The sequence below is a fragment of the Psychroserpens burtonensis DSM 12212 genome (assembly GCF_000425305.1).
Classification (GTDB): domain Bacteria; phylum Bacteroidota; class Bacteroidia; order Flavobacteriales; family Flavobacteriaceae; genus Psychroserpens; species Psychroserpens burtonensis.
The window spans coordinates 89,513-111,378 of sequence record NZ_AUDE01000006.1 but is presented as its reverse complement, the minus strand read 5'-3'; the positions used below and the strand labels follow the sequence as shown (position 1 = coordinate 111,378).

24 protein-coding genes and 1 pseudogene are annotated in these 21,866 nt (G+C 32.9%); 5 read left to right on the top strand and 20 right to left on the bottom strand.

The window, feature by feature from the left end; all coding sequences use genetic code 11:
- Nucleotides 1-430: 430 nt before the first annotated feature.
- A complete protein-coding gene (locus H593_RS0102055) occupies nt 431-3,001 on the bottom strand; it encodes a CotH kinase family protein (RefSeq protein WP_028870887.1) in 2,571 nt (856 codons plus the stop codon).
- 328 nt (nt 3,002-3,329) lie between these two features.
- Between H593_RS0102055 and H593_RS0102050 the strand changes: the two genes are divergently transcribed.
- The 4 genes from H593_RS0102050 (at nt 3,330) to H593_RS0102035 (ending at nt 8,354) form a co-directional block, all read left to right on the top strand.
- The gene (locus H593_RS0102050; RefSeq protein WP_028870886.1) at nt 3,330-3,929 is read left to right on the top strand and encodes a DUF6642 family protein; all 600 of its coding nucleotides are present in this window, start codon (nt 3,330-3,332) and stop codon (nt 3,927-3,929) included.
- A 1,398-nt stretch (nt 3,930-5,327) separates the two neighbouring features.
- Nucleotides 5,328-7,376: an ATP-binding protein gene (locus H593_RS0102045; RefSeq protein ID WP_084142244.1), complete on the top strand. Its 2,049-nt coding sequence runs from the start codon at nt 5,328-5,330 to the stop codon at nt 7,374-7,376.
- Nucleotides 7,377-7,536: 160 nt separating this feature from the next.
- Nucleotides 7,537-7,914, top strand: a complete 378-nt coding sequence (locus tag H593_RS0102040; RefSeq protein WP_028870884.1) for a DUF2237 family protein — start codon at nt 7,537-7,539, stop codon at nt 7,912-7,914.
- Nucleotides 7,915-8,174: 260 nt separating this feature from the next.
- Nucleotides 8,175-8,354 carry a hypothetical protein gene (locus H593_RS0102035; protein ID WP_157588751.1) on the top strand — a complete coding sequence of 60 codons (180 nt, stop codon included), beginning with the start codon at nt 8,175-8,177 and terminating at the stop codon, nt 8,352-8,354.
- A gap of 276 nt (nt 8,355-8,630) precedes the next feature.
- Here H593_RS0102035 and H593_RS0102030 read toward each other — a convergent pair whose 3' ends face one another.
- The 3 genes from H593_RS0102030 to H593_RS21465 form a co-directional block, all read right to left on the bottom strand.
- Complete coding sequence (locus H593_RS0102030; protein ID WP_028870882.1) at nt 8,631-9,833, bottom strand: acyl-CoA dehydrogenase family protein; 1,203 nt, start codon at nt 9,831-9,833, stop codon at nt 8,631-8,633.
- 418 nt (nt 9,834-10,251) lie between these two features.
- Complete coding sequence (locus H593_RS21470) at nt 10,252-10,488, bottom strand: DUF1003 domain-containing protein (RefSeq protein WP_342663065.1); 237 nt, start codon at nt 10,486-10,488, stop codon at nt 10,252-10,254.
- Nucleotides 10,489-10,785 (bottom strand): hypothetical protein, encoded by a 297-nt coding sequence (locus tag H593_RS21465; protein ID WP_315969276.1) that lies wholly within the window; start codon nt 10,783-10,785, stop codon nt 10,489-10,491.
- Between the two features lie 199 nt (nt 10,786-10,984).
- On the opposite strand from H593_RS21465, the gene H593_RS0102020 reads away from it, so the two are divergent.
- Nucleotides 10,985-12,715 carry an APC family permease gene (locus H593_RS0102020; RefSeq protein WP_028870881.1) on the top strand — a complete coding sequence of 577 codons (1,731 nt, stop codon included), beginning with the start codon at nt 10,985-10,987 and terminating at the stop codon, nt 12,713-12,715.
- 20 nt (nt 12,716-12,735) lie between these two features.
- Here H593_RS0102020 and H593_RS0102015 read toward each other — a convergent pair whose 3' ends face one another.
- The 16 genes and pseudogenes from H593_RS0102015 to H593_RS0101950 all read right to left on the bottom strand — a co-directional run bounded on the left by H593_RS0102015 (nt 12,736) and on the right by H593_RS0101950 (nt 21,441).
- Nucleotides 12,736-13,089 carry a hypothetical protein gene (locus H593_RS0102015; protein ID WP_028870880.1) on the bottom strand — a complete coding sequence of 118 codons (354 nt, stop codon included), beginning with the start codon at nt 13,087-13,089 and terminating at the stop codon, nt 12,736-12,738.
- Between the two features lie 172 nt (nt 13,090-13,261).
- Complete coding sequence (locus H593_RS0102010; RefSeq protein WP_028870879.1) at nt 13,262-13,465, bottom strand: hypothetical protein; 204 nt, start codon at nt 13,463-13,465, stop codon at nt 13,262-13,264.
- 126 nt (nt 13,466-13,591) lie between these two features.
- Nucleotides 13,592-14,044 (bottom strand): GNAT family N-acetyltransferase, encoded by a 453-nt coding sequence (locus H593_RS0102005; RefSeq protein WP_028870878.1) that lies wholly within the window; start codon nt 14,042-14,044, stop codon nt 13,592-13,594.
- A gap of 574 nt (nt 14,045-14,618) precedes the next feature.
- A complete protein-coding gene (locus tag H593_RS19815; protein ID WP_051229595.1) occupies nt 14,619-15,308 on the bottom strand; it encodes a leucine-rich repeat domain-containing protein in 690 nt (229 codons plus the stop codon).
- Between the two features lie 46 nt (nt 15,309-15,354).
- The gene (locus H593_RS20960) at nt 15,355-15,492 is read right to left on the bottom strand and encodes a hypothetical protein (RefSeq protein ID WP_169338341.1); all 138 of its coding nucleotides are present in this window, start codon (nt 15,490-15,492) and stop codon (nt 15,355-15,357) included.
- A 2-nt stretch (nt 15,493-15,494) separates the two neighbouring features.
- Nucleotides 15,495-16,103, bottom strand: coding sequence for a hypothetical protein (locus H593_RS0101990; protein ID WP_028870877.1), 609 nt, complete (start codon nt 16,101-16,103; stop codon nt 15,495-15,497).
- 224 nt (nt 16,104-16,327) lie between these two features.
- Nucleotides 16,328-17,065, bottom strand: a complete 738-nt coding sequence (locus H593_RS0101985; RefSeq protein WP_037051264.1) for a LytR/AlgR family response regulator transcription factor — start codon at nt 17,063-17,065, stop codon at nt 16,328-16,330.
- Nucleotides 17,065-17,421: an ATP-binding protein gene (locus H593_RS21190; RefSeq protein ID WP_028870875.1), complete on the bottom strand. Its 357-nt coding sequence runs from the start codon at nt 17,419-17,421 to the stop codon at nt 17,065-17,067. The genes H593_RS0101985 and H593_RS21190 overlap by 1 nt, the downstream gene beginning before the upstream one ends.
- Nucleotides 17,422-17,445: 24 nt before the next feature.
- Nucleotides 17,446-17,619, bottom strand: coding sequence for a histidine kinase (locus tag H593_RS21185; RefSeq protein WP_245584991.1), 174 nt, complete (start codon nt 17,617-17,619; stop codon nt 17,446-17,448).
- Between the two features lie 3 nt (nt 17,620-17,622).
- The gene (locus tag H593_RS21180) at nt 17,623-18,105 is read right to left on the bottom strand and encodes a hypothetical protein (RefSeq protein WP_028870874.1); all 483 of its coding nucleotides are present in this window, start codon (nt 18,103-18,105) and stop codon (nt 17,623-17,625) included.
- Between the two features lie 33 nt (nt 18,106-18,138).
- Nucleotides 18,139-18,252 carry a hypothetical protein gene (locus H593_RS21175; RefSeq protein WP_245584999.1) on the bottom strand — a complete coding sequence of 38 codons (114 nt, stop codon included), beginning with the start codon at nt 18,250-18,252 and terminating at the stop codon, nt 18,139-18,141.
- Nucleotides 18,253-18,303: 51 nt separating this feature from the next.
- Nucleotides 18,304-18,423 (bottom strand): annotated as a pseudogene (locus H593_RS21170) (hypothetical protein); the annotation flags it as partial.
- A 60-nt stretch (nt 18,424-18,483) separates the two neighbouring features.
- A complete protein-coding gene (locus tag H593_RS21165; RefSeq protein WP_245584990.1) occupies nt 18,484-18,720 on the bottom strand; it encodes a tetratricopeptide repeat protein in 237 nt (78 codons plus the stop codon).
- A gap of 861 nt (nt 18,721-19,581) precedes the next feature.
- Nucleotides 19,582-20,175 (bottom strand): fasciclin domain-containing protein, encoded by a 594-nt coding sequence (locus tag H593_RS0101960; protein WP_028870872.1) that lies wholly within the window; start codon nt 20,173-20,175, stop codon nt 19,582-19,584.
- Nucleotides 20,176-20,390: 215 nt separating this feature from the next.
- Nucleotides 20,391-20,576: a hypothetical protein gene (locus H593_RS19810; RefSeq protein ID WP_051229594.1), complete on the bottom strand. Its 186-nt coding sequence runs from the start codon at nt 20,574-20,576 to the stop codon at nt 20,391-20,393.
- Nucleotides 20,577-20,811: 235 nt separating this feature from the next.
- A complete protein-coding gene (locus tag H593_RS0101950; RefSeq protein ID WP_028870871.1) occupies nt 20,812-21,441 on the bottom strand; it encodes an SDR family oxidoreductase in 630 nt (209 codons plus the stop codon).
- Between the last annotated feature and the right edge of the window lie 425 nt (nt 21,442-21,866).

Below are 21,866 nucleotides of genomic sequence, written 5' to 3'. Positions count from 1 at the left end.
GTCAATTTTGATGCAGATAAAACAACTATTATATGTTGTGCCTGTTGTAATTAAATTATATGAATCTAAGATTTATAGTCTTTAAGTAGGATCAATTTAGTGTAATTAAAAGACTCGAAGTATTCTTATGAGATTATACAAAGTCATTTAAGAGAAACAATTTCAAGTGTCAATAAATTGGACATTATACAAAGGGAATTAGATTTGTCTAGAAATAATGGTTTAGACGCAATCACAGGTTTTGGCAGTTTATTTAGTGTGAGTGATTTGCAATGCGTTATAATGAATAGATAAAGCTTCATTGTTTTTCCAGAGCATCAACTGTTTCCAAATAGCCTCGTCTTTAAGAGATACCTGTGTGTAGAATGCAATGATTATTTTGCAGTATTCAATTGCACTTTTAATTTATACACCATGCAGGCTATTCAACTTATTTTTTTAAAACCATAGCCGAAACACGAGTACCCTCTATGAACTTCAAATTTATAATATAGGCTCCAGTATTAAGGTCACTAATATTAATTTCTCCTGATTTGAAATTGACTTGTAACGTTTTTATTTGCTGTCCAAGAAGATTAAAAATTACAATCTTTTGTATTGTTTGTTTTGAGTTAATGATCAACTTTTCTTCTGCTGGATTCGGATATATGCTGAAATTAAAGTCACTATTATCAAAATCAGCAGTATTTAGAACTTCAGAAGGGGTTGCGATCCAATTGATACCTAAAGAATTATCTGAATTAACATTTATAAGTTCTAAATAAAAACCATCACCATCTGCTTCCTCTGGCCAAGGTGTACTATCCAAATATTCCACGTGATCAATTACATTTCCAAAAGCGTCTGCTAATACTAAATTCTGACTCTTATTTGATAAACTTCTAGTAAATGTGTCAAAAGGGGCTACTCCATATTTAGCTTGAAATGTTGCAGCATCTCCTGCCAAAGAGATAGATTCTCCCGCTTCGATAGTCGCATTTTGAGGAAATTGATAGGATACACCTAGCTTGACCAAGTATATTCCTGTGAGATCTACAACTGTACTTCCTGTATTTTGAATTTCTATAAATTCTAAGTCATCACTTTCTGGAAATGTAGCTGTTTCTTGAGGATTATAATCAATTTTAGTAATGACCAAAGATGGTGTTTGTACCGAATTGCAGTTAGAGAAGTCACCAAGGTTGTTTGTCATCCAAGTAATTCTCTCCTGTATCCAATTTTTCATATTGGTTATTTCTGCAGGAAAGTCATCTATCGTATCCCAACGTTCATCTTCACGAATTAGAGCTTCCGAAATTAATGCAGTCGTGCTATCAATTAAATCAGATATATAATCATAACTTAAGGGTTCTCCAATTTGGGTGAGTTCGTCAAATCGTTGAGATAGATAACATTTAAATGTTGGATTTGCAAAAAGATCACCCCAAAAATTAGAACCAACATTACTAAAATTAAATTGCCACACATCAGTAAAACTTCGGTCATAATAGGTGTCAAAAGTGTCAAATAAATCATTACCATAGGTTAAATTATAATCCCAAACCGGACCTGCACGTAATTTGCCACCTCGATCTTTATGGTAATATGTGCTGAGTGCATAGGCATCTACATTTGAGGCAATTTCTGCCACCAACATATAATCTACAAATGAAGGCACATCTATAACAGATGGATAGCCACTTATAATGTCTGCATTTTGAGCAGTTTGATCTAGATTTAGAAAGACAGATTCGATATAAGCAGTTTGTTCTGCTGTAACATCATCAGCATCTGGCTTTTCATGAAGATATCCAGCACCATTAGAATACCAGGCATAATTTTCACCTTCAGGTAATCTATCCGTTTGCATAAGATATCCTCCTGTAACCTCTGGAAGTGTGTTTTCATCATCAGATAATTTTGCGATATCTACACGGTCTCCATCGCGTTTTATTTTTTCTGAAAGCACGTATAAGCCCTTATAATCACCATTGACAATAACTTCACAATACTTTAGATTCACAGCATATTGTCCCATTTCTCTGGCCATAGTATAGCTAATATAATCACGCATCATACTATCATCAAAAGCGAAAGAATTTAAAATCCAATCATTCTCGCTTGGCATTCCAAGCAATTCTACATTATCATTTTCTAAACCGTCATCTGATAAGGTCGAAAGGCCATAAGGTTTTTTAGGTAATGATTGAGATGAAGACCCTCGAGTTTCTATGCTAATAGTGCCTGAATAATCCAAAAAGGCGTCATTATCAATATCACAAACAAAATTTCTGGCGCCATCAGGTCTTTGAATTATTTTCATCGAACCAAAAATTCTCGGATCATCAGGAATTTCATCACCGTTTTCGGTGTCTATAATAACAATGGGTAAATTGCTATTTGTAAATGTTTCTGTGTCTAAATCACCTTCCCCGCAAACAGTAGTGAGGTATAAAACGTCGTCAATATAGGCGGTTACAAAATCAAAGTTATTTTCTGAATTTACCTGAAGTAGCACCCGATTAAAGTCTGTTCGGGTAGTTGGATCAGGAGAGTTTTCATCTAGGTTGATATAATTATCAGTAGCAAAGTCAAAAGAAACCTCTTGCCATTGATTCAGTACAATAGGTTTTATAATTTCAGATTGAGTAGTCCAAGGTTGGTCGATAGTGCCATCTTGTAATTTCAATGACATTTGATTTGCTTGTGTTCCAGTAATACTATTTGAAGGAACATAGATTTTTAAAGAAAAGGAACTGTTAGTAGAAAGGTCAAAATTTTCACTGGTTAGAAAACTAACATTGGCATATTGACCACCAGTATCTTCGTATTTCAATACCGTATTAGACGGGTTAATGTCTTCAGGATATGGGTTTGAAAACGCCGTATCAATTGCGCTGTTGTCTCCTAGCCAGGTTGTTATGTTTCCGTTTCCTTCAAAATCATCATTTACATTTGTAACTTGTGAAAAAATAGTGAGAGAAAAACATAAAGTAATCGTTACAAAGAGGAGGTGTTTCATGATTGTTTTATTGTTCAATCCAAAGTTAAGGTATTTAAGATTTTTTAGACAAAAATGCTACCATACATAAACCATACAGTCTCCTTTTTTTATTTTTTGGCTATTCAATTAATAATACCAACTCAAGTTCTAATGAATCTTATAAAAACAAATGCTGATGTTGTGTTTTAAAATCTATGCAATTAAAAGTGTCTTGTGAATGTTTTTCTTCTCAAATGTTTCTTTCAAAATTGTATAAATTTTGCATGTATTTTATATGAAATCGCAGAAAAAGATAAAAAAGTTACATTAATTTTGTGTGTTATATACCTTTTATAAAATCTGAAATTTGATAAAGAAAAGACAGCAATTACCCCAAGAACAATTTATAGATACAGATCATTTCATTTACTGTTTAGAAGCGGTTCTTGACATAGAAACGGACAAGGTTACCGAAGCACAAAAAAACCTAGAACAACTGACCATGCAATATGGAATAGCCAGTATTTATAAAACATGTGACACTATTGAAGGTCTAGAAGCGAGCTTAAATGCATTGGTTTCAGATGATCATCACTTTAATGACTATGAGATAATCTACTTGGTTATAGCTGGTGAAGCAAATAGTATTTGTTTGAATGACTACTATTATAGTCTCCAAGAAATTGCAGAAATTTTTGAAGGACGATTAGAAGGAAAGATTGTACATTTTTCAAATGCCAAAGTTCTAGATTTAGACGAAGAAGAAGCACAATATTTTTTGGATATCACTGGCGCAAAAGGTGTTTCGGGTTACGGCAATGACTGTAATGGAATAACTAGCTCAAATCTTGATAAAGCATTCTTTAACTTATTTAAAGAAGATCATAATATCTTAGATGTTGTAGAGGAGTTGCATCAAAGACATTACAATGTCTGTAAATTACTTGATTTTAGATTGTATTATTAAATTATTTATATATAATTTAAATTTGTGACCTACTTATAGTTAATATCATTTATAGAGGCCACAAACGGTATTAATATTAAATGATTAACTGGATAATCAAATATTAATGATGTACTATAATGTGCTGTATATTCTTTAATAGACAACTGTTTCTAGGGTGTTTTACATACTGTTTAAATGAAAGCATCCAGTGGATGGTTTTGTTTTGAATACACAAGAATTATACCTATCAAATAAAGATTATAACGTATCATAAAATGGTGATGTCTTTTTAGTTTTTTATTTCAAAATTTTTTATAATATTAACGGATTCGCCACAATTAGCTTGAACATAATTACTATCGATATAAGTCTAAAGACATTATATCTGCAACTATGTCAAATACCGCTAATAAGCGAGAGTTTAATTTTTCTTAAAATTTATGCTCTTGTGGCAATTCACGAGAATCGTCTAAAATTTTTTATGACGTACATTTTATCGAATACGCGATTTTTAATAGACGCAAAAAGGCTAGCTTTTATTTTGGCGTTGGCAAGCAATGGATAATTATTCGCTGATTTTTATTGTCCTAATAAGGAGCTCCTGAATGCGTCGCATTTGTGGTTATATAGCGATCATGCGGTTGGCAGCGGATATTTCACATAACGTCAACTGCGTAGCAATCACGACTACAAAAATTTAAAATATAAACCGATAAGTAAATTATAGCTATAAAGTTCTAGTTCTGTAGTTTCTTTAGAAAACAAATGGTTCTGGGATATTTTACATAGTATAGAATTATAGCTATCATTTTTTTTATAAATATAAAAATAAGTACAAACGTCATAATTTCGCCAGCGCCATCTGTGTTATAAATAGCTTCATCCTCAGGATAAACCTATTTATAAAATGTTCTATAATTTATATTATGTAAAATAGAAATATACGGTAAATCATTTGATCTTCCTATGTGCTTCTGCCTATTCACTATACGCTTGCAAAATGGGATTCCTTATGCCTTATAAATAAACCATTCTTTAACTACACTGGAGATTACAATCCAAACTAATACTATTCGTATAATACCTGTTGGGCTTTCGTAATTCCCAAGCGTCTAAAATCTTAGATACAGAAATACAAATAATCTATTTGAATCATAAGGTGAACCAAAAGCAAAAATCATCTAATAGAACTGCAGCTAACCGCCATATTCTATGATCTCTTAAAACGGCATTATAACATTATGTAGTTGCCGTTGAAATAGCTGCCGATTAACATATAAATAAAAAAAGCACTATAAACCAACGTAACATGTTCCTTATAAAAAATCATAAAGTCATAGTCGTATCAAATAAAGGCATTATAATTTCTATTAATCCTAACTATTATGTCTATTTTCACCTTGTTTTATTTTAAATATGATATTACAATTGCAGGCAATAATTTTCCTAACGAATAATTGGTTGCTAAACAAGCAGCGCTTAAAGTGGATGTGTTGTTTTATTTTAATGGCGCTTTCTATACACCATTCGTTTGGTCAAGAGCAACACAAAGAGGACGACATTATAAATCTTAAGAATGCCATTATTACTGAAACAACAGAAATACCACTGGATTCTGGTTGGGCCTTTTATTGGAAGCAACTAATTGCTCCAGGACATTTTAAAGAAGAGATACCTCATAAAGTCGTTACACTACATAATTGGACAGAGTTTAACGGTCCTGAGACCGAAAACCCACCCTCTTTTGGCTTTGCTACATATCGGTTAAATATTTCTATTCCCAAAGAAAGACCACACGTTTCATTATACATTCCAAGAATATATACAGCATCTAAAATATGGGTGAATGGCACGTTTATATCCGAAATTGGTCATGTTGGTATCACTAAAGCAGAGACCTTACATAGACGGTTTTCTCAGATTATTCCCCTAAATACCAACGAAACTGATTTTGAAATTGTTATTCAGGTCGCAAATTTTTATCATAATAAAGGTGGCATTATTGGACCAGTACTTTTAGGTTCTAGTCAAAAGCTTTACAATACAAAATCTAAGCAAATCATTGCAGATATGATTTTTATTGGATGCTTAGGTTTTATTGGATTTTTCTTTTTAGTCTTCTATGTACTGTATTGGAATAAAGATAAAGCAGTGCTCTATTTTGCTGTGCTCTGTATCTCTTTATCTTATATGGCATTGAGTGATAGATATGCGCCTTTGGCAGTCATTTTTGAATCTACAAGTTGGATTCTGCTAACAAAAATTGAGTATTTATCCTTATTTTTATCTGGCATTGCTGCAACCTTATTTTTCCAGAATATTTTCTATGATTTTATTCACAAGGCCTATTCAAAAATTGCGAATTATGGTTTTTATGTACTCGCCTTACTCGTTATTTTTCTGCCTGCTCCCTATTTCACCAAATTACTTCTACCCTTCTTAATCTTAATGCTACTTAATTTACTTTATATGACGTTCATACTTGTAAAAGCTATTTTTGGTAAACGGTACGATTCTATTTTACTATTAGTAAGTATGGTGCTGGGTTTAATTATTTTTTATATTCATATTTTCTTCTTTTTGGGTGGAAATAGTAACGCTATAGTCTACGTGAATTTTGGTTATATCGTTGTGTTTTTAATCCTTTCTACACTATTAATGACGCGATTTTCTAATTCATTTAAAGAACTTGAACAGTCAAAAAAGTTGGCACTTGATCAACAAAATGAGCTTTTTTTAAAGACAAATCAACTGTCCAATGCCAATCTTGTACTTAATGAAAACCTAAGAGTTTTAAAAAATAACAATGCTGAATTAGATAATTTTAACCACATTGTTTCTCACGATCTAAAATCACCATTAGTCGCAGTGCACGCTTTAGTTTCTTTTATACAAGAGGATCTTAAATCGACCTTAAATGAAAACACAAAATCCCATTTAAAATTATTAAAAAATAGGGTTTCAAAAATGAGCTCATTAATAGATAGTCTCTTAAAATATTCTAAAATAGCCAAAGGAGAAAAGGATAAAGAGCTCTTTAATCTCAATGAATTGTTAAATGACCTTATAAGCGAAATGAATTTATTGGATAAAAATACTATAATTCTACCCAAAGAGGACTTAGAGGTTTATGCTAACAAAATTGAATTGTATCACGTGTTTCAAAACCTCATTAGTAACGCTATTACACATAATAACAAGGACCATATAATTATCAATATCACTGTGTCTAAGCTTTCCACTAAATATTTGTTTTCTGTGAGTGATAACGGTCCTGGGATTGACGAGAAATATCACACTAAAATTTTTGAAATGTTTAGTCAATTACAAGTAAATGACGCTACTCAAAGTAGTGGTATTGGACTCGCCATTGTAAATAAAATCGTGTCTGAAAATAAAGGTGTCATTTCGGTAGCCTCAGAAAAAGGTCTCGGGCTAAAAATAAGTTTTTCATGGCAATTTTAGGTACTACTAAAAGCAGTATTACGAAGCCTCGTACATAGGCCTTAAAATAGGTCTTCTAAGTTTTAAAATACTAGATTAATTAGTCTTCTTTAAATAGGAATATATTAGAGAATGTATGGCATTCCCGTTACCTTTGCAACCACTACTAAAAGTAACAGTTATGAGCACTACAAAACCAACCTTAAACGTATTAGGAACCCCTTTAGAAAACTGCTCTTGCGATCCTATGACAGGGTATTTACGTGATGGTTTTTGTAACACCACACCAGATGATTTTGGAACCCATGTTGTTTGTGCTATTGTCACTAAAGAATTCTTAGACTATTCTGCATCTAAAGGAAACGATCTCATGACCGCAATTCCACAATGGAATTTCCCCGGACTCAAACCTGGTGATAAATGGTGTCTCTGTGTATCGCGCTGGAAACAAGCCGAAAAAGTCAATTGTGCGCCAAAAGTAGCTCTAAATGCAACCCATGAGCTGGCTTTGAAATTTGTGTCTTTAGAGCTTTTAAAAGAACATGCAGTGCTATCGTAAACCCTGAAATATTTCCTTGTATAACTAATCGTTCTTACTTAAAACAGGTGTGCTCCGCTCCTATTACGAGTACTATAAATAGACCAGGTCTATATAAAACTGGATATTATTGTTATTAAAAAGCGTCTTGAATTTTCAAATGTATTCTAGTCAATTCTAGTGGTCAGTACAGTTTATAAAACCATGTCAAAATAATTATTTTGTTTAATAATAGTAGTTTGCAATTAAACAAAAAGAGGTATCTTTCAATAAAAAATAGTATGATGTTAAGAACAATGATTAAAGAAAAAATTAAGGCGAAAATTAAAGCAGAGATTAAGACCAAGATTAAAGCGCATATGAAAATGAAAGTGGCAGATGTTATGAGCTCATGTATAATGGCTAAGGCGCCACAACTCGCTTATGTGAAAGTCGCAAAACATTCGAGATTTTGTAAGTAGTACGATTGATAAATTTGCTAATCAAAAGCAGTGCATAATAACCACTTCGGAAATTAGTAAACTATACTAATCCTAAGCTAACATTACGTTAAAAGCAGCTAACAAACTTCCTGAGCACTCTTGTTTTTGGAAGTTTTTTATAAAATGACATTGTGGCCTTTAGACGTCTTTCTACCTTTTAAGCTTTTCAGGGACTTATACCTCCCTAACTAAATCAATCCATAACATGGATACCATTAAGTGACCATCAAGTCTATAGTCTATAAGTTCTGATTTTTATCGGGATGTTCTACTGTCTTTCCTCATCTCCTCAAACAACTCCTTAAACAACCCACGAGCAATCAATACTTTCATGATCTCATTGGTGCCTGCATAAATTCTGGCAACGCGATTATCGGCATACATTCTGGCAATTGGATATTCCCAGATATACCCATAACCTCCAAATAACTGGAGACATTCATCAACCACTTTACCATGCATGTCTGTAGCCGAATATTTCGCCATGGAAGCACTTTCAGCAGTCAATTTGTGATCACATAACAATTGTGTACAGCGATCTAAAAACGCTTGATGTATTTGTAACTGCGTTGCACATTCGGCCAATTTAAATTGTGTGTTTTGAAATCCTGCAATAGGTTGATTAAAAGCGGTTCTTGTCGAGGTATAAGCAATCGTTTTTTCTATAGCGCCTTCTGCTCCACCAATGGCATTGAGTCCTACAGTTAGTCGCTCCCTAGCCAATTCGGTCATCATAATTTTAAAGCCCAAACCCTCTTCTCCTAATAAATTGGTTTTTGGCACTTTGACATTATCAAAAAATAATTCACAGGTATCCTGAGATTTCATCCCTATTTTCTTGAACGGAACGCCCTTTTCAAAACCCTCGTAAGCGCTTTCCATGAGTAATAAAGACACACCTTCGTTGTCTGTACCAACGTTGGTTTTTACGGCAACGATAGAGAGATCACTCATATACCCATTGGTAATAAAGCTTTTTTGTCCGTTGACGACATAGTGATCGCCTTTATCTACAGCACGTGTTGTGATGGCTTTAAGATCACTACCACAGTTGGGCTCAGTCATACCAATAGAGGTAATTATTGAACCCGTAGCCATTTGAGGGAGATAGGTTTGCTTTTGGGCTTCTGTACCATAGTTTAAGAGATAAGGTGCAACGATATCTGAGTGCAATGAAAAACCAACGCCTGTGATCCCTTCTCGTCCCAATTCTTCAATGAATAAAGCACTAAAGCTAAAATCCAAGCCACTGCCTCCATAGGCCTCTGGCATATCAATACAGAGCAAACCTAGAGCGCCTGCACGTTTCCAAATAGCTCGAGACACCATACCATTTTTTTCCCACTCGTCTAAGTGATCCATAATGTCATTGTTAATGAAATCTCGAATCATCTCTTGCATCATTTTATGTTCTTCTGAGGCGTAAATGTCGCGTGGTAATAAGACGTTTTGTAACATGTGGATCGCTGTTTTGAGTTATTATTGTTTCTTAAATGTGCTAATGCAACTCCCTTTTCCTAAGGTATAAAAAAACTAGGAAATCTCCTTCCCTATTTTCACAATGCTCTCTTAAAGTTCTAGCCAACTTTAGCAACTTAATACTTCGAGGTTTTGAGCTTGATTGTAGTTGGGTTTAGTGTACAGGTTTTAAGATGGCATCCCTTTTAGATATGGTTGTATCATAGCCTATTTTATATAATTCTTCAGACTTTTAATTGAAAAGCTTGTAGCACACCGATAGGAGTAATCGCCCTTGTTCCTCCTCTAAGAAAGCACCGAAACTAGACTATTTTCTTTAATTTTTTGCACGGCTTTGTTTCATTATGTCTTCCATCATTTCGACTTGAACGTGTTGAATAGTAAGTAGTTCTTGTTGTTAATGGATAATGAGGTGGTCTATTTTTTCATGCAGCATTCGTAGTTCTAATTGCGATTTTAAATTCACCATAAAATCTTGTTTCGAGCGCTTTCTGTCTTTGACTTCTTGTCTGTTTTGACTCATCATGATTACTGGAGCTTGCAACGCTGCTAAACATGACAATATGAGATTTAGTAGAATAAACGGATACGGATCAAAACCCTTATTCACGAGGAATACACTATTAGACGTTATTCAGACGACTATGAAAACTCCGAAAATTATAATAAATCTCCAATGGCCTCCAAAAGTGGCTATATGGTCTGCTAAACGTTGTCCGAATGTAAATTTAGAGCTATCAGATTCTAAATTAATTTTATTAGAAATGGGATCGTGATCTTGTAAGGTTTTCAAAACATCGTGTTCTAAGGCATTCAACTCGCCTACTTCGCTAATTAAATAATTGGCGATGTATTTTTGACGGTATTGATTCAATTCAGAAATAGAGAGCACAGGTTTTAAGTTAAAATCTAGATGCTCAATTTGGATCACATTAAAAATGGCTTTTCAAATGCTCTTACCAAACACTTTTTCGCTGTCTTGATATTCTTTTTTGCTGAGACTACTTATAAATGTTTTCATACAATAGATCCATTTAATGCACTTTAAATTAAACAAATATAAATTAGTAAATACGGTATCGTCTTAAATTAACGAGCTACCTTTATTTGTAGAGCTCTAATGCAGAATAATGAAAAAAAAACTAAATCAATTGGCTGCTACAGCCATTTGTGGTAATGATATTAGTTCTTCATGTTTATATGTATCTGCACTCGCCATAGTGTATGCGGGACAATACGCATGGATTTCATTATTGCTCGTATCTGTAATTTTGTATGTATTTAGAAAAATATACGGAGAAGTTGTTGGCGCATTACCATTAAATGGAGGTGCTTATAATGCATTATTAAACACCACAAAAAAATCAACGGCATCATTTGCAGCATCGTTAACCGTATTATCTTATATGGCGACTGCTGTTATTTCAGCGAGTGAAGCGATTAAATATGTACATGGTTTGTGGAGTGCCATCCCAATTGTATATGCGACTATTTTCTTATTAATTGCATTTATGGGTTTGGCTATTTCTGGGATAGGAGAATCTTCAAAAGTGGCCATTGTTATTTTTATTTTTCATTTAAGTTCCTTAGTTATTTTATGTCTGTTTAGTGTGTACTTTCTTTTTGATACTGGTTTTGATATTCTCATAGAAAATTTTAAAACACCTACAGAAGGTAGTATTATGACCGCTTTATTCTTTGGGTTTGCTGCAGCCATGTTGGGTATTAGCGGATTTGAAAGCTCAGCCAATTATGTTGAGGAACAACAGAAAGGCGTGTTTCCAAAAACATTGCGAAATATGTGGATTATCGTGACCGTTTTCAATCCGTTGTTAGCCTTTTTAGCTTTGGCAATCATCCCATTATCTAAGATCAATGCAAACGAGGAAACCTTATTATCGTTTATGGGTAATATTACCGGCGGAAATTGGCTGTTGTACCTAGTCTCAATAGATGCAGCCTTAGTGTTGAGTGGTGCAGTATTAACCTCTTATATTGGTGTTGGCGGTTTGGTTGAACGTATGGCATTAGACAGAATTCTGCCGAAATTCCTACTCAAAAAGAATAAAAGAGGCAGTTCTTATTTTATATTCATCACCTTCTTTTTATTGTGCACCTCTATTTTAATACTCACAGCTGGAGATTTAGAATCTTTGGCAGGCGTTTATACCATCGCATTTTTAGGGGTTATGATTTTATTCGGAATTGGAAATATTTTACTAAAAGTCAACCGGAAACATCTCCCAAGACCAGAACGTGCCACTTGGATTTCGATAGTTGTTGGAATCTCGGGAATTGTTGTCGCACTTATTGGTAACATAATTCTTAACCCTCAAGAATTAGTTATCTTTTTTGATTATCTCATTCCGACACTTTTAGTGGTTGGTTTTATGCTCTATAGAACAACAATCTTAAAAGGGCTTTTATCGTTTTTAAATTATTTAACACCAGATAAACATCCCGTCTTTAATCGTGTTAATTTAAGAATCTATAAGGCTATTAGAAAAATTAATAGTCAGCAATTTGTGTTTTTTACCAATCATGATGATGTGGCAACCTTGAAGAATGTTCTACAATATATTACAGAAAATGAAAATACCAAACGTTTAAAAATCGTAGCTGTAGTTAGTAAAAATAGGCATATTGCTCCGAATTTAAAAAATGATATCCACGTCTTAGACCGAGCGTTCCCGTTAATTGAAGTCGAATTTATTGAAGAATCTGGTGTGTTTGGTCCTGAGAAAATTAAAGAACTCTCAAAACGCTGGAACATCCCAATTAACTTTATGTTTATTGGTGCTCCAGGAGAAAAATTCCCTTACAAATTGCAAGAGCTTGGTGAGGTGCGGTTGATTATATAAATAGAATCATGCTATTGCATTTAATCCTCTTCCTTAACATGTAAAATATGCAGTAAGCGATGTGCAACTGGTGCGAAAATTACGGCGACCGTACTTAGAAAAGCAATCCCACTAAAAAGCGCATAAAAAGAAGCAAATAATTTAGGGTTATCTGTTGGCATTGGATCTACAGGTCCCATTCCTGTTAAGATTAAAGAGGCATTATAAAACGCATCCACCCATGAAATATGAGCATAGTGATGGTAGCCAATCGTACCAATTCCCAACGAGAATAGTATTAAAACAATAGAGAATAAGAAATATTTGACGACTCTTAAGAGGAACTTTTTTAAAGGTAAGATTTGATTCGTTTTATGCTCCAAAGTATGTTTCATTAGGATCTATTTGTAAAAACTGTAGTGGTTATAACTTACTGTTAAACTCATAAAGATAATTGATTAATTCTAATCTACACCTCGCAGTTATCCATGCAATAGCAAGATTGCGCAAAGCGCAGCTATTTCCGTAGTTAAACTTATAGATACCTCATCAAAAAGATTGAAAACACTAGCCTTGCTCATTTCCGAAGTGATCACTAGCAATTTTAAAATAAGCATTGATATTGAGAAATAGGCCATCATAAATGTGGCGGAGACTCACAAAGGTGAATTGTCCTTCTAGTGTATCAGTTTCTATAAACTCATAAACTGTGATGAGCCTTACAATAGAGGTTTCAGCTTCATAAAAGGAGAGGTCATCTAGACTACTCATCGATCTATTTCTAAAGACAGCCGATGACTATGTCTTGTTCAATACATCCATTAACAATCTTAGATCTCCTATTATCTATGACTATAGTAGTGCTCATAAGCCTTGAACAGATTGATGCCGTTTTTATTACAAGTGCATTTTCATGCCTTCATGCGTTGGTTTAAATCCTAAATCTTCGTAAAACTGAATGGCTTTGGGTCTTTTTTTGTCGGTGGTTAATTGCAATAGGTGGGCATTGTGTACTTTAGCTCTATGTATAGCCCACTCAAACATCGTTTTTCCTATACCTACTCCTCTTTGGTCTTTTCTAATTCTTACAGCTTCTATTTGGGCTCTAATGCCGCCTCTGTACGTCAGGTATTGAATAAATGATAATTGTAAGGTACCAATGACTTCGAGGTTTTTGTTTTCTAAAACAATGAGTTCTTGGTTTTTATCAGCATTTATGTTTTCAAATGCTTTTAGGTATTCTTTAGGTAACGGGTTTTGAAAGTTTTCTCTTTTTCGTCCTAGGGCATCATCTGCTATGAGTACTACAATTGCTGAAACATCGTTTATAGTCGCTTTTCTAAAGTTCATAATCTAGTTTTTGCGTATTGCCAATTATTTTGTGATCAATACGTTAGTGTCCTTTCTTAAAATACGAATTTAATCGCAAAGCATTGTCCGTTGCTCTAAATCGGTGTTTCCTTTAAAACTGTCGTTACCGTAAAAACAAAAATCTACATTTAGAATTTGGTTTTTAATCCAACGGTAAAAATGAAACCAACCAAATATATCTATGGCGCTGCGTTATGTCTCGTTAGTTTCAAAAAATTAGTTATTAATCCAAGCGATAATGCGCTTTTGGTCTTTTTTGTATCTCAGAGCGGTTGACTTTGCGACGTTTGTCTTTAAGTAAATCGTATCTAAAAAGCTAGAGCTTAAAATGGTTCCTTTTGCTTTGCCATATCCAATAACAGCGCCATCTAAAACATCTCCTATTGCCCTGAGACAATTGTAAGGTTTGAACGATCTGCTCGGTATGTGGCAATAGTCTCAAAGTTACAGCCACTGCCTCCGCATCCGATAAAGGTTATTGCAATTAATAGTATTTGAAGTTTTTTCATTACTTACATAATTAATAAATTGCTAAATCATAAATAACATACTATTACTCATATTTTGAGTTCTCGTACTTTAAATATTCAATGAGTTCTTTTTTGTTAATAATAGTTTCTATAGATAAATCAATACCACTACGGTTTCCAAAACTATCTGTACCAGTATTATTAGTAGTTATTGTAGGTGGTGTTAGCGCTTCAGAAATAACATAAATTATGGGGTTACTTGCAAAAGATAGATCACCAATACTTATAACACTACTCGGTATTGTAACACTCGTTAACTGATTAATACTATAAACATTATGACTTATACTCGTCAGACCATTAGGAATTGTAACACTCGTAAGGGCATTACTTTGAAAAGCAGCAAGATTGATGTTTGTAACACTACTAGGTATGTTAACATTTGTCAATTGATTATAGGCAAAAGCCAAAGTACCTATACTAGTAACACCATTGGGAATTATAACACTTATTATGTGTTCACCTGTTGCCGTATTAACTGTAAAAGCATTATTACCAATACTAGTCACATTATAGGTTGCAGAATTAAAGCCGACAGCAACAGGAATATTGACTGAAGCACCACCATTTGTATAGTCGTAATCAGTAACTTCAACAGTATTGGCGGTAGTAGACGTTATAGTATATGTAATAAAATTACTATCTGTAAATGTTTGCGAATACCCTATCATAGATATAAAAAGAGCGGTTAAAATAAGTCGTTGTTTTTTCATGATATTTTGGTTTTAAATCAAAGGTTAGCGTAAATTTGTTTGATTTTTAATACACCAGTTTTATAAAGTCTCCATTGAGAGTATAACGAAACGTGAACTTAGTTTCTCCAGTTTCTGTTTTTAACATGATGGTATATTCGGTTTTGGAGATATCTCCATTTTTTGGAAATTTCACGAATGCCATATTCAAGATTGGGCTTCAATACTTTCGTCAGTGGTTAATTGTTTGCTAGATTTTTCAGCCAATGCTCCCAACGTTGTGAGACTAATTTGATTGTTTAATTGGTACATGAAGTCTTCTGCTTTAGTACCTTGAGGTACTTCTAGCGAGATTTCTTGATTTTGCTTCCAATGACCTTTCGTCTCATTCCATTGCCCCATTTTTAACGAGTTTGGATCTTTGGTCACAGTAACTCCTACAATATTACCTATAGACTTATTATAGATAATACTAATATCTGTGAAATATGCCTCGTCGCCAAATTCACTTTTTATTTGATTTTCTATGTCCGAAAAACCGCTTGCCGTTGCTGGTTCATTTCCCGAATCACTTCCACAAGACATAAGTGCCATAGAGACTATTACTACTAGAGTTATGCATTGTAATGTTTTCATTCTATTGTGTTTTTCGTTTATGCTATTAGTCATCATCTTCATCGCTTTCGAAGAAAAAAAATAGACGACTCCTCCAACTATTAGGAGAATTCTAATAACCCATTCCTTAGTATTGCCCCAAAGATCTATCCATGAAAGCCCTCTAATAGTGTCATTAAAAATGGAGAAAACTATAGACATAATACCCAAAATTGCAAGTATCAGACCTCGTTTACCCAATATCGAATTAATAGTTTCTATACACTGATTTTATCTATTATTGAAATAAAAGTATAGGCTAAGCTTGAAGAAAGAAATAGGGAATCTATTTCTGAGGTTTTAGCATAAATAAGTGTCGTGTTTTATAGAATATGTGTAAAACGAAAATGGTGCAATTTATTGAAGACCAAGTAAAATGGAGTGATTTATAGCTTGTTCCAGTTCAAAAAGGTCGATAAGAAGGATTCTTTTTTTCTTGAAGATACTGGTGTTTTTTTTCCGTTTTTTAAATGAATTTGTCCTGACTTATCATACTTATCTATAAACTTTAAGTTGACCATAAACGATTGATGCGGACGTGTGAAATTAGCATTAGAAAGCTGCTCTTCAAATTCCTTTAATGTTTTTGAGACCATATATTTTTTACCATCGTTACAATAAAAAGTAGTGTATCCTTTATCTGTTTCACAAAATAGTAGTGTGTTCAAATCAATCACTTGAAAACTATCGTGGAGTGATAATATTAATTGAGACCCTTCATTATTCCAGACCTGCTTTACCCTATTTATTTGTTGTTTTTGTTCGAAAATAGGCAGTATTTTAACTTTTCGTAATGCTGTTTGTAGCTCCTCTATATCTACAGGTTTTAAAAGATAGTCTACCGCTCCAATTTTTAAGGTCTGGAGAGCGAATTCTTCATACGCAGTAATAAAGATCACTTTAACGCTGAGCTGTTCTGTTTGCTCTAAAAAATCAAAACCTGTACCATCAGTAAAGTTAACATCTAAGAAAATCAAGTCTGGTTTGCAGGCGTTAGCGACAATCACAGCTTCTTTTACAGATTCGCACTCGCCTATAACCTGTATGTCTGTGTCTACTAATTGTAATAAGTTAAGTAATCCTTTCCTTATATATGCTTTATCTTCTGCGATTAGTGCGTTCATTATGCGATGTGTATTTTATAAGGAATTACTAAAGTCACAATTGTCCCTCGCTCGTTGTATTTCTTTCTATTTTCAATAGTAAGACCCCCTTTTGTTTTAAAATCTTTTGATACGATGTTTAATCGCCCTGATGTTATAGTCGTCGCTAAAGATTTTTTATGTCTTTGGTTATGTTCTTTTTGAGTACCAATACCAATCCCATTGTCTTTAATAGTGCAAATGAGCTCTTTATTGGAATAGGTAAGACGAACATCAATTTTCCGATTCTCTTTTTGATCTTTAAATCCGTGTTCTATAGCGTTTTCAATAAAGGGTTGGATAAGCATTGGAGGTATTTCAAATAAAGAGGCATCCATGTTCTCATCTACTAAAATTGTATATTAATACGATTGACTTACTTCTAAATTTTGAAGTTCTAAATAGTTGTTGACCGCTTCAAGTTCTTGATGAAGAGGTACTATTTTATCTCTGGAGTTTTCTAAAGTAATACGCAGTAGTTTTGAGAATTTAGAGAGGTATAACAACGATTTTTCATTTTCTTTATTTAATATCATGCCTTACAAAACAGACAGCGAATTAAATATAAAGTGAGGTGTCATTTGAAATCGCAATAACCGCTGTTCTATTTCTATGTTTTGAGCTTTTGATTTGGCATGTCTCAATTTTAAAAAGAAGATAATGGTGCCTAATATTAAAGTCATCGTTAAAAAAGCAATCACTCCTAGCAATAAATTGCGCTGTGATTTTTCTAAATTCTGAAATGTAGATTTAACTGTTTTGGTTAACTTTAATTCTCTAAAACTAGCTAATTCTAACGCTTGCTTATATTTATATTCGTACTCTAATTGTGTGATTTTTTGAATGTTTTCTTTATTGAAAAGGCTGTCATTTAAAATTTTGAACTGTTGATGACATAAGAGTGCTTTTTTATAGTTGCCTGTATTTTCATAGATTTCTGAAAGTAATTTATCCGTCTCTCTTTGTTGTTCTAAAAGATTTAGTTCGTTAGAGATTTTGTTAGCTTTTAGAACATTTGTCAAAGCTTCGTTATATTGTTTTTGTTTAAAATATGCCTAAGCTAAACCAATATAAGACGAGATTAAACCTAATTGGTTATTAATTTCAATGTTGATATTTTTAGCTTTTCCATAATAATTTAGAGCTTCAGGATAATTTTTTAGTGATATATGAATATCTCCAAGATTATTTAAACATTCAGTAATTTGTGCTTCATCATTTTATTTTTTACTAATAGCTAAAGATTCGTTTAAAAATTTAAGAGCTGTATCATATTGTCCTATAAGCGCATGTACACCAGCAATACTGTTTTTTGCTGCTGCAATATTATTTTTATTCTTTTTACTTTCAAAAAAAGCAAGAGCTTTAAAATATAATGTTAAAGCTTTATCATATTTTTTCTATCTTTTGTAAATAGCTGGTATATTGTGAAAAGATCGAGCGATTCCTATAGAATCTTTATTTTTCTCTGCAAGCGATAGTGACTTATTATGGTATTTTAGTGCTAGTGGATAATTTCCTTGTTCTTGATAAGTAACAGCCATAGAATTTAAACAATTTGCTACACCCTGCTCATAACCACTTTCTGTGTATAACTTTAGGGCTTTTTCATAATTGATCATTACCAGTCTTAGCATATATACCTCCTATATTATAAACTTGATTTGAAATGTTTTTTTTCAATTCTATATTTATTTGTAATAAACTAAAGATTGATTGTAATTTCTCTGATAATAGTATACTACTCCCATACCGTTGTAGCAATTAGATATGCCTGTTTTGTGATTAATAATAATATATAATTCACTAGCGTTTTGAAAATATTGAATTGCTCTATCAAAATTTGATTCTACCACATCGGTAAACCCCTTCAACAAAATGTTTCTGGCCTTTCCTTTTTTAAATCCCAGTGAATCAGCAATAAATTCAGACTCCGATAAGTATTCTAAAGTTTTAGGGACATCTTTACTGTAATAAGAAAAAGTAAATTATTAAGGATTTTTACTCTTGTGCTATCTTTTTGTGTGTGAAGTGATAGTTTGTTTGTCAAACTATCTATAGCCGTATTTTGTGCCAAACTAGCTGTTGAAAAAAATAAGGAAAAGACTAAAATAAAAATAGAAGTATTGATGTTTTTCATAACTTTTTTAAAACCTGTTTCAATAAATTTTCATAAGACTAACTGTACGATCTTAGAATACCAAATCTATTAAAACTAATGATACTAAATAGTAATCTATTTATGATTGCGTAGAAGCTATAAGTGATATGTGTGAGGTAATAAGTGTATTGTATAGGAAGTAGCAGTAAATACTGTTTATTCTTTATGCTAAGTAACACAGTGTGTTTCGGTCTATATTTTTATAATTAAGGTAGTTTGAAACCCAACTAGAATTTAATTGACATTTAATAATTGTTATATTATGTCATAAAATAAAAGACACAAAAAAAAGCCAACACAATGTTGACTTCTTTTTCCAAATGTTATGTTGTACTAATTATTTAGGCATTACAACAGAATCAATAGCATGAATTACGCCATTAGATGCAGCTACATCAGCTATAACTACAGTAGATGTACCACCATTAGCATCTGTTAAGATAACGTTTCCGTTATTTAAACTCAAAGTAATTTGTCCCCCGTTTAAAGTGTCAACAGTGAATTTTCCTTCGTTGCTATTGATAGCATCAATTACTGCTGCAGCTTCAAATTTTCCTGCAACAACGTGGTATGTTAATATTCCTGCTAACGTACTTTTATTTTCTGGCATTAATAAAGTAGCTACCGTTCCTTCTGGTAACTTCGCAAATGCAGCATTTGTTGGAGCAAAAACTGTTAATGGTCCTTCACCATTTAAAGCATCTACTAAATCTGCAGCTTTTACAGCAGCTACTAGTGTAGAGAAATTTTCATTCCCTGCAGCTACACCGACAATTGTTGGTGTCTCTTGAACTTCAGACATAGCCATTTCTTCAGATGCTTCAGCAACTTCTGTTTCTACTACTTCTTCAGTGTTTTTTTTAGCTTCTCCACATGATGCAAAGAATAAACCTGCAACTGCTAAGACTGTAAATGTTTTTAAAATTTTCATTGGTTCTTTTGTTTTTAGTTAAATATTATATACAAATATATGCGAATGTTTTCTTTTGTTTACTATTATTAACAAAACATTAAACAAAATAGATAATTATTAGGCTTCACATCGAGCAGGATAGTCTTTATGGATTATAAAATTTAAACATTTCATAAGGTCATCAATCATTTCATAAGGTCATCAATTTTGACTTTGGCAAATGGCATAGATGACTAATATAGCGTTTGATTTGGAGTAATAAGAAACAATCTAGGCTCTATAGAATGCGTTGGTTCATTTTTTATTCCCTCGGAAATGTAAAGACTCCATTGTCGCGCTTCTTTAATTAAAAATTCATAACCTAAAGGTATATCATCGATATCCCACTCATTAGAAATCGCTTTAGCTATCGCATTCACTCCTTTATTAACGAAATCATCTCTATGATTTTCAATTGTTTACATCTATAAATTACATACTGTACAATGTTTTGACCGATAAAAATGAACCATCGTAAAGCGCTCTAGATGCTGATCACTCAGATTTTATTTAGTGTCGTTCAATAAATGTATACCTGTATTTGATATTTTGGCTCTTGGTCTAATCATAATAAGGTTAAATTTTAGTAAAGTATGTTTTAAAATTAAATGGTAACTATGAAATAGTTTCAAAAGCTTTACCAATTAAAGCGTCGCCTTTAATAATCTCAAATGTTACTTTGTTTGCGGCATCATCGTGTAACGCTCTAACTAAAGTTTGAGCAACATCATCACGCGTTATTTCACCTTGTTCATTTAGTGATTTGGCTAATTTAATTTTTCCTTGACCTGCGTTATTGGTTAAACTGCCAGGCCTTACAATTGCATAATTCAAATTTGATGATTTAAGATGTTCATCGGCATTATGTTTTGCTTGGAGGTAGTCTTGAAGTACTTCGCTTTTTTCTGGTTGGTCTGCTCCCATTGAACTTAGCATTACAAATTTTTTAATCTTTCCAGTCATAGACGCATCAATCATTTTGATGGCTCCATCTTGATCTACAGCTTTTACTTTTTTTCCTCCAGAACCAGCTGCAAAGACTACTTTATCTATGTTTTTGACCGTATGTAATACATCTTTTTCTAAATCTCCAATTACCGTTTTTACGTCATGAGCTAGAAACTCAACTTGTTGATGTTCATTTCTAACCATGGCGATAGGCTCAAAATATTGTGATGTTTTTAATAATTTAACTATTTTTTTTCCTGTGGTACCTGTGGCACCTACTACTAATACGTTTTCCATTTGTTTTTTTTACAATATCCTAATTATGAATGTCTCGGCTTAGTGGATACGATTAAATTCTTAACTCAAATAGAGTATTGTAATTTTCAATTATTTGGCAGGAAATATAAACGATCTAAGAATCTATTATAAGAAGTAGAGGATTCTAATAACAAAAAATTTGCAGTATTTGAATAAGGTGATGTAATTACAAACATAAAAAGTTATATAAATTGTACTTTATGTTAAAGTACAAATAGTGAATGTCAATATTATGAATAACGCTGTATACTTCTCATAGTGGTAATAAACACGATGGAATTTATTGAAAAACATAGAAATTGGTGATGTGCTAGTGAGACTCTTCTCTATGTTGATAGTGTATTAATCTCCTTCTCTGTTTAGAATAGACGTTAAAACTACTCCAAGACTCCAGTTTATAATTC

Coding starts and splice junctions, on each gene's coding strand:
- H593_RS0102055 (WP_028870887.1), bottom strand. CDS start 3,001: ATGAAACACCTCCTCTTTGTAACGATTACTTTATGTTTTTCTCTCACT.
- H593_RS0102045 (WP_084142244.1), top strand. CDS start 5,328: ATGATATTACAATTGCAGGCAATAATTTTCCTAACGAATAATTGGTTG.
- H593_RS0102040 (WP_028870884.1), top strand. CDS start 7,537: ATGAGCACTACAAAACCAACCTTAAACGTATTAGGAACCCCTTTAGAA.
- H593_RS0102035 (WP_157588751.1), top strand. CDS start 8,175: ATGATGTTAAGAACAATGATTAAAGAAAAAATTAAGGCGAAAATTAAA.
- H593_RS0102030 (WP_028870882.1), bottom strand. CDS start 9,833: ATGTTACAAAACGTCTTATTACCACGCGACATTTACGCCTCAGAAGAA.
- H593_RS0102020 (WP_028870881.1), top strand. CDS start 10,985: ATGAAAAAAAAACTAAATCAATTGGCTGCTACAGCCATTTGTGGTAAT.
- H593_RS0102015 (WP_028870880.1), bottom strand. CDS start 13,089: ATGAAACATACTTTGGAGCATAAAACGAATCAAATCTTACCTTTAAAA.
- H593_RS0102010 (WP_028870879.1), bottom strand. CDS start 13,465: ATGAGTAGTCTAGATGACCTCTCCTTTTATGAAGCTGAAACCTCTATT.
- H593_RS0102005 (WP_028870878.1), bottom strand. CDS start 14,044: ATGAACTTTAGAAAAGCGACTATAAACGATGTTTCAGCAATTGTAGTA.
- H593_RS19815 (WP_051229595.1), bottom strand. CDS start 15,308: ATGAAAAAACAACGACTTATTTTAACCGCTCTTTTTATATCTATGATA.
- H593_RS20960 (WP_169338341.1), bottom strand. CDS start 15,492: ATGGCATTCGTGAAATTTCCAAAAAATGGAGATATCTCCAAAACCGAA.
- H593_RS0101990 (WP_028870877.1), bottom strand. CDS start 16,103: ATGTCTATAGTTTTCTCCATTTTTAATGACACTATTAGAGGGCTTTCA.
- H593_RS0101985 (WP_037051264.1), bottom strand. CDS start 17,065: ATGAACGCACTAATCGCAGAAGATAAAGCATATATAAGGAAAGGATTA.
- H593_RS21190 (WP_028870875.1), bottom strand. CDS start 17,421: ATGGATGCCTCTTTATTTGAAATACCTCCAATGCTTATCCAACCCTTT.
- H593_RS21185 (WP_245584991.1), bottom strand. CDS start 17,619: ATGATATTAAATAAAGAAAATGAAAAATCGTTGTTATACCTCTCTAAA.
- H593_RS21165 (WP_245584990.1), bottom strand. CDS start 18,720: ATGCTAAGACTGGTAATGATCAATTATGAAAAAGCCCTAAAGTTATAC.
- H593_RS0101960 (WP_028870872.1), bottom strand. CDS start 20,175: ATGAAAATTTTAAAAACATTTACAGTCTTAGCAGTTGCAGGTTTATTC.
- H593_RS0101950 (WP_028870871.1), bottom strand. CDS start 21,441: ATGGAAAACGTATTAGTAGTAGGTGCCACAGGTACCACAGGAAAAAAA.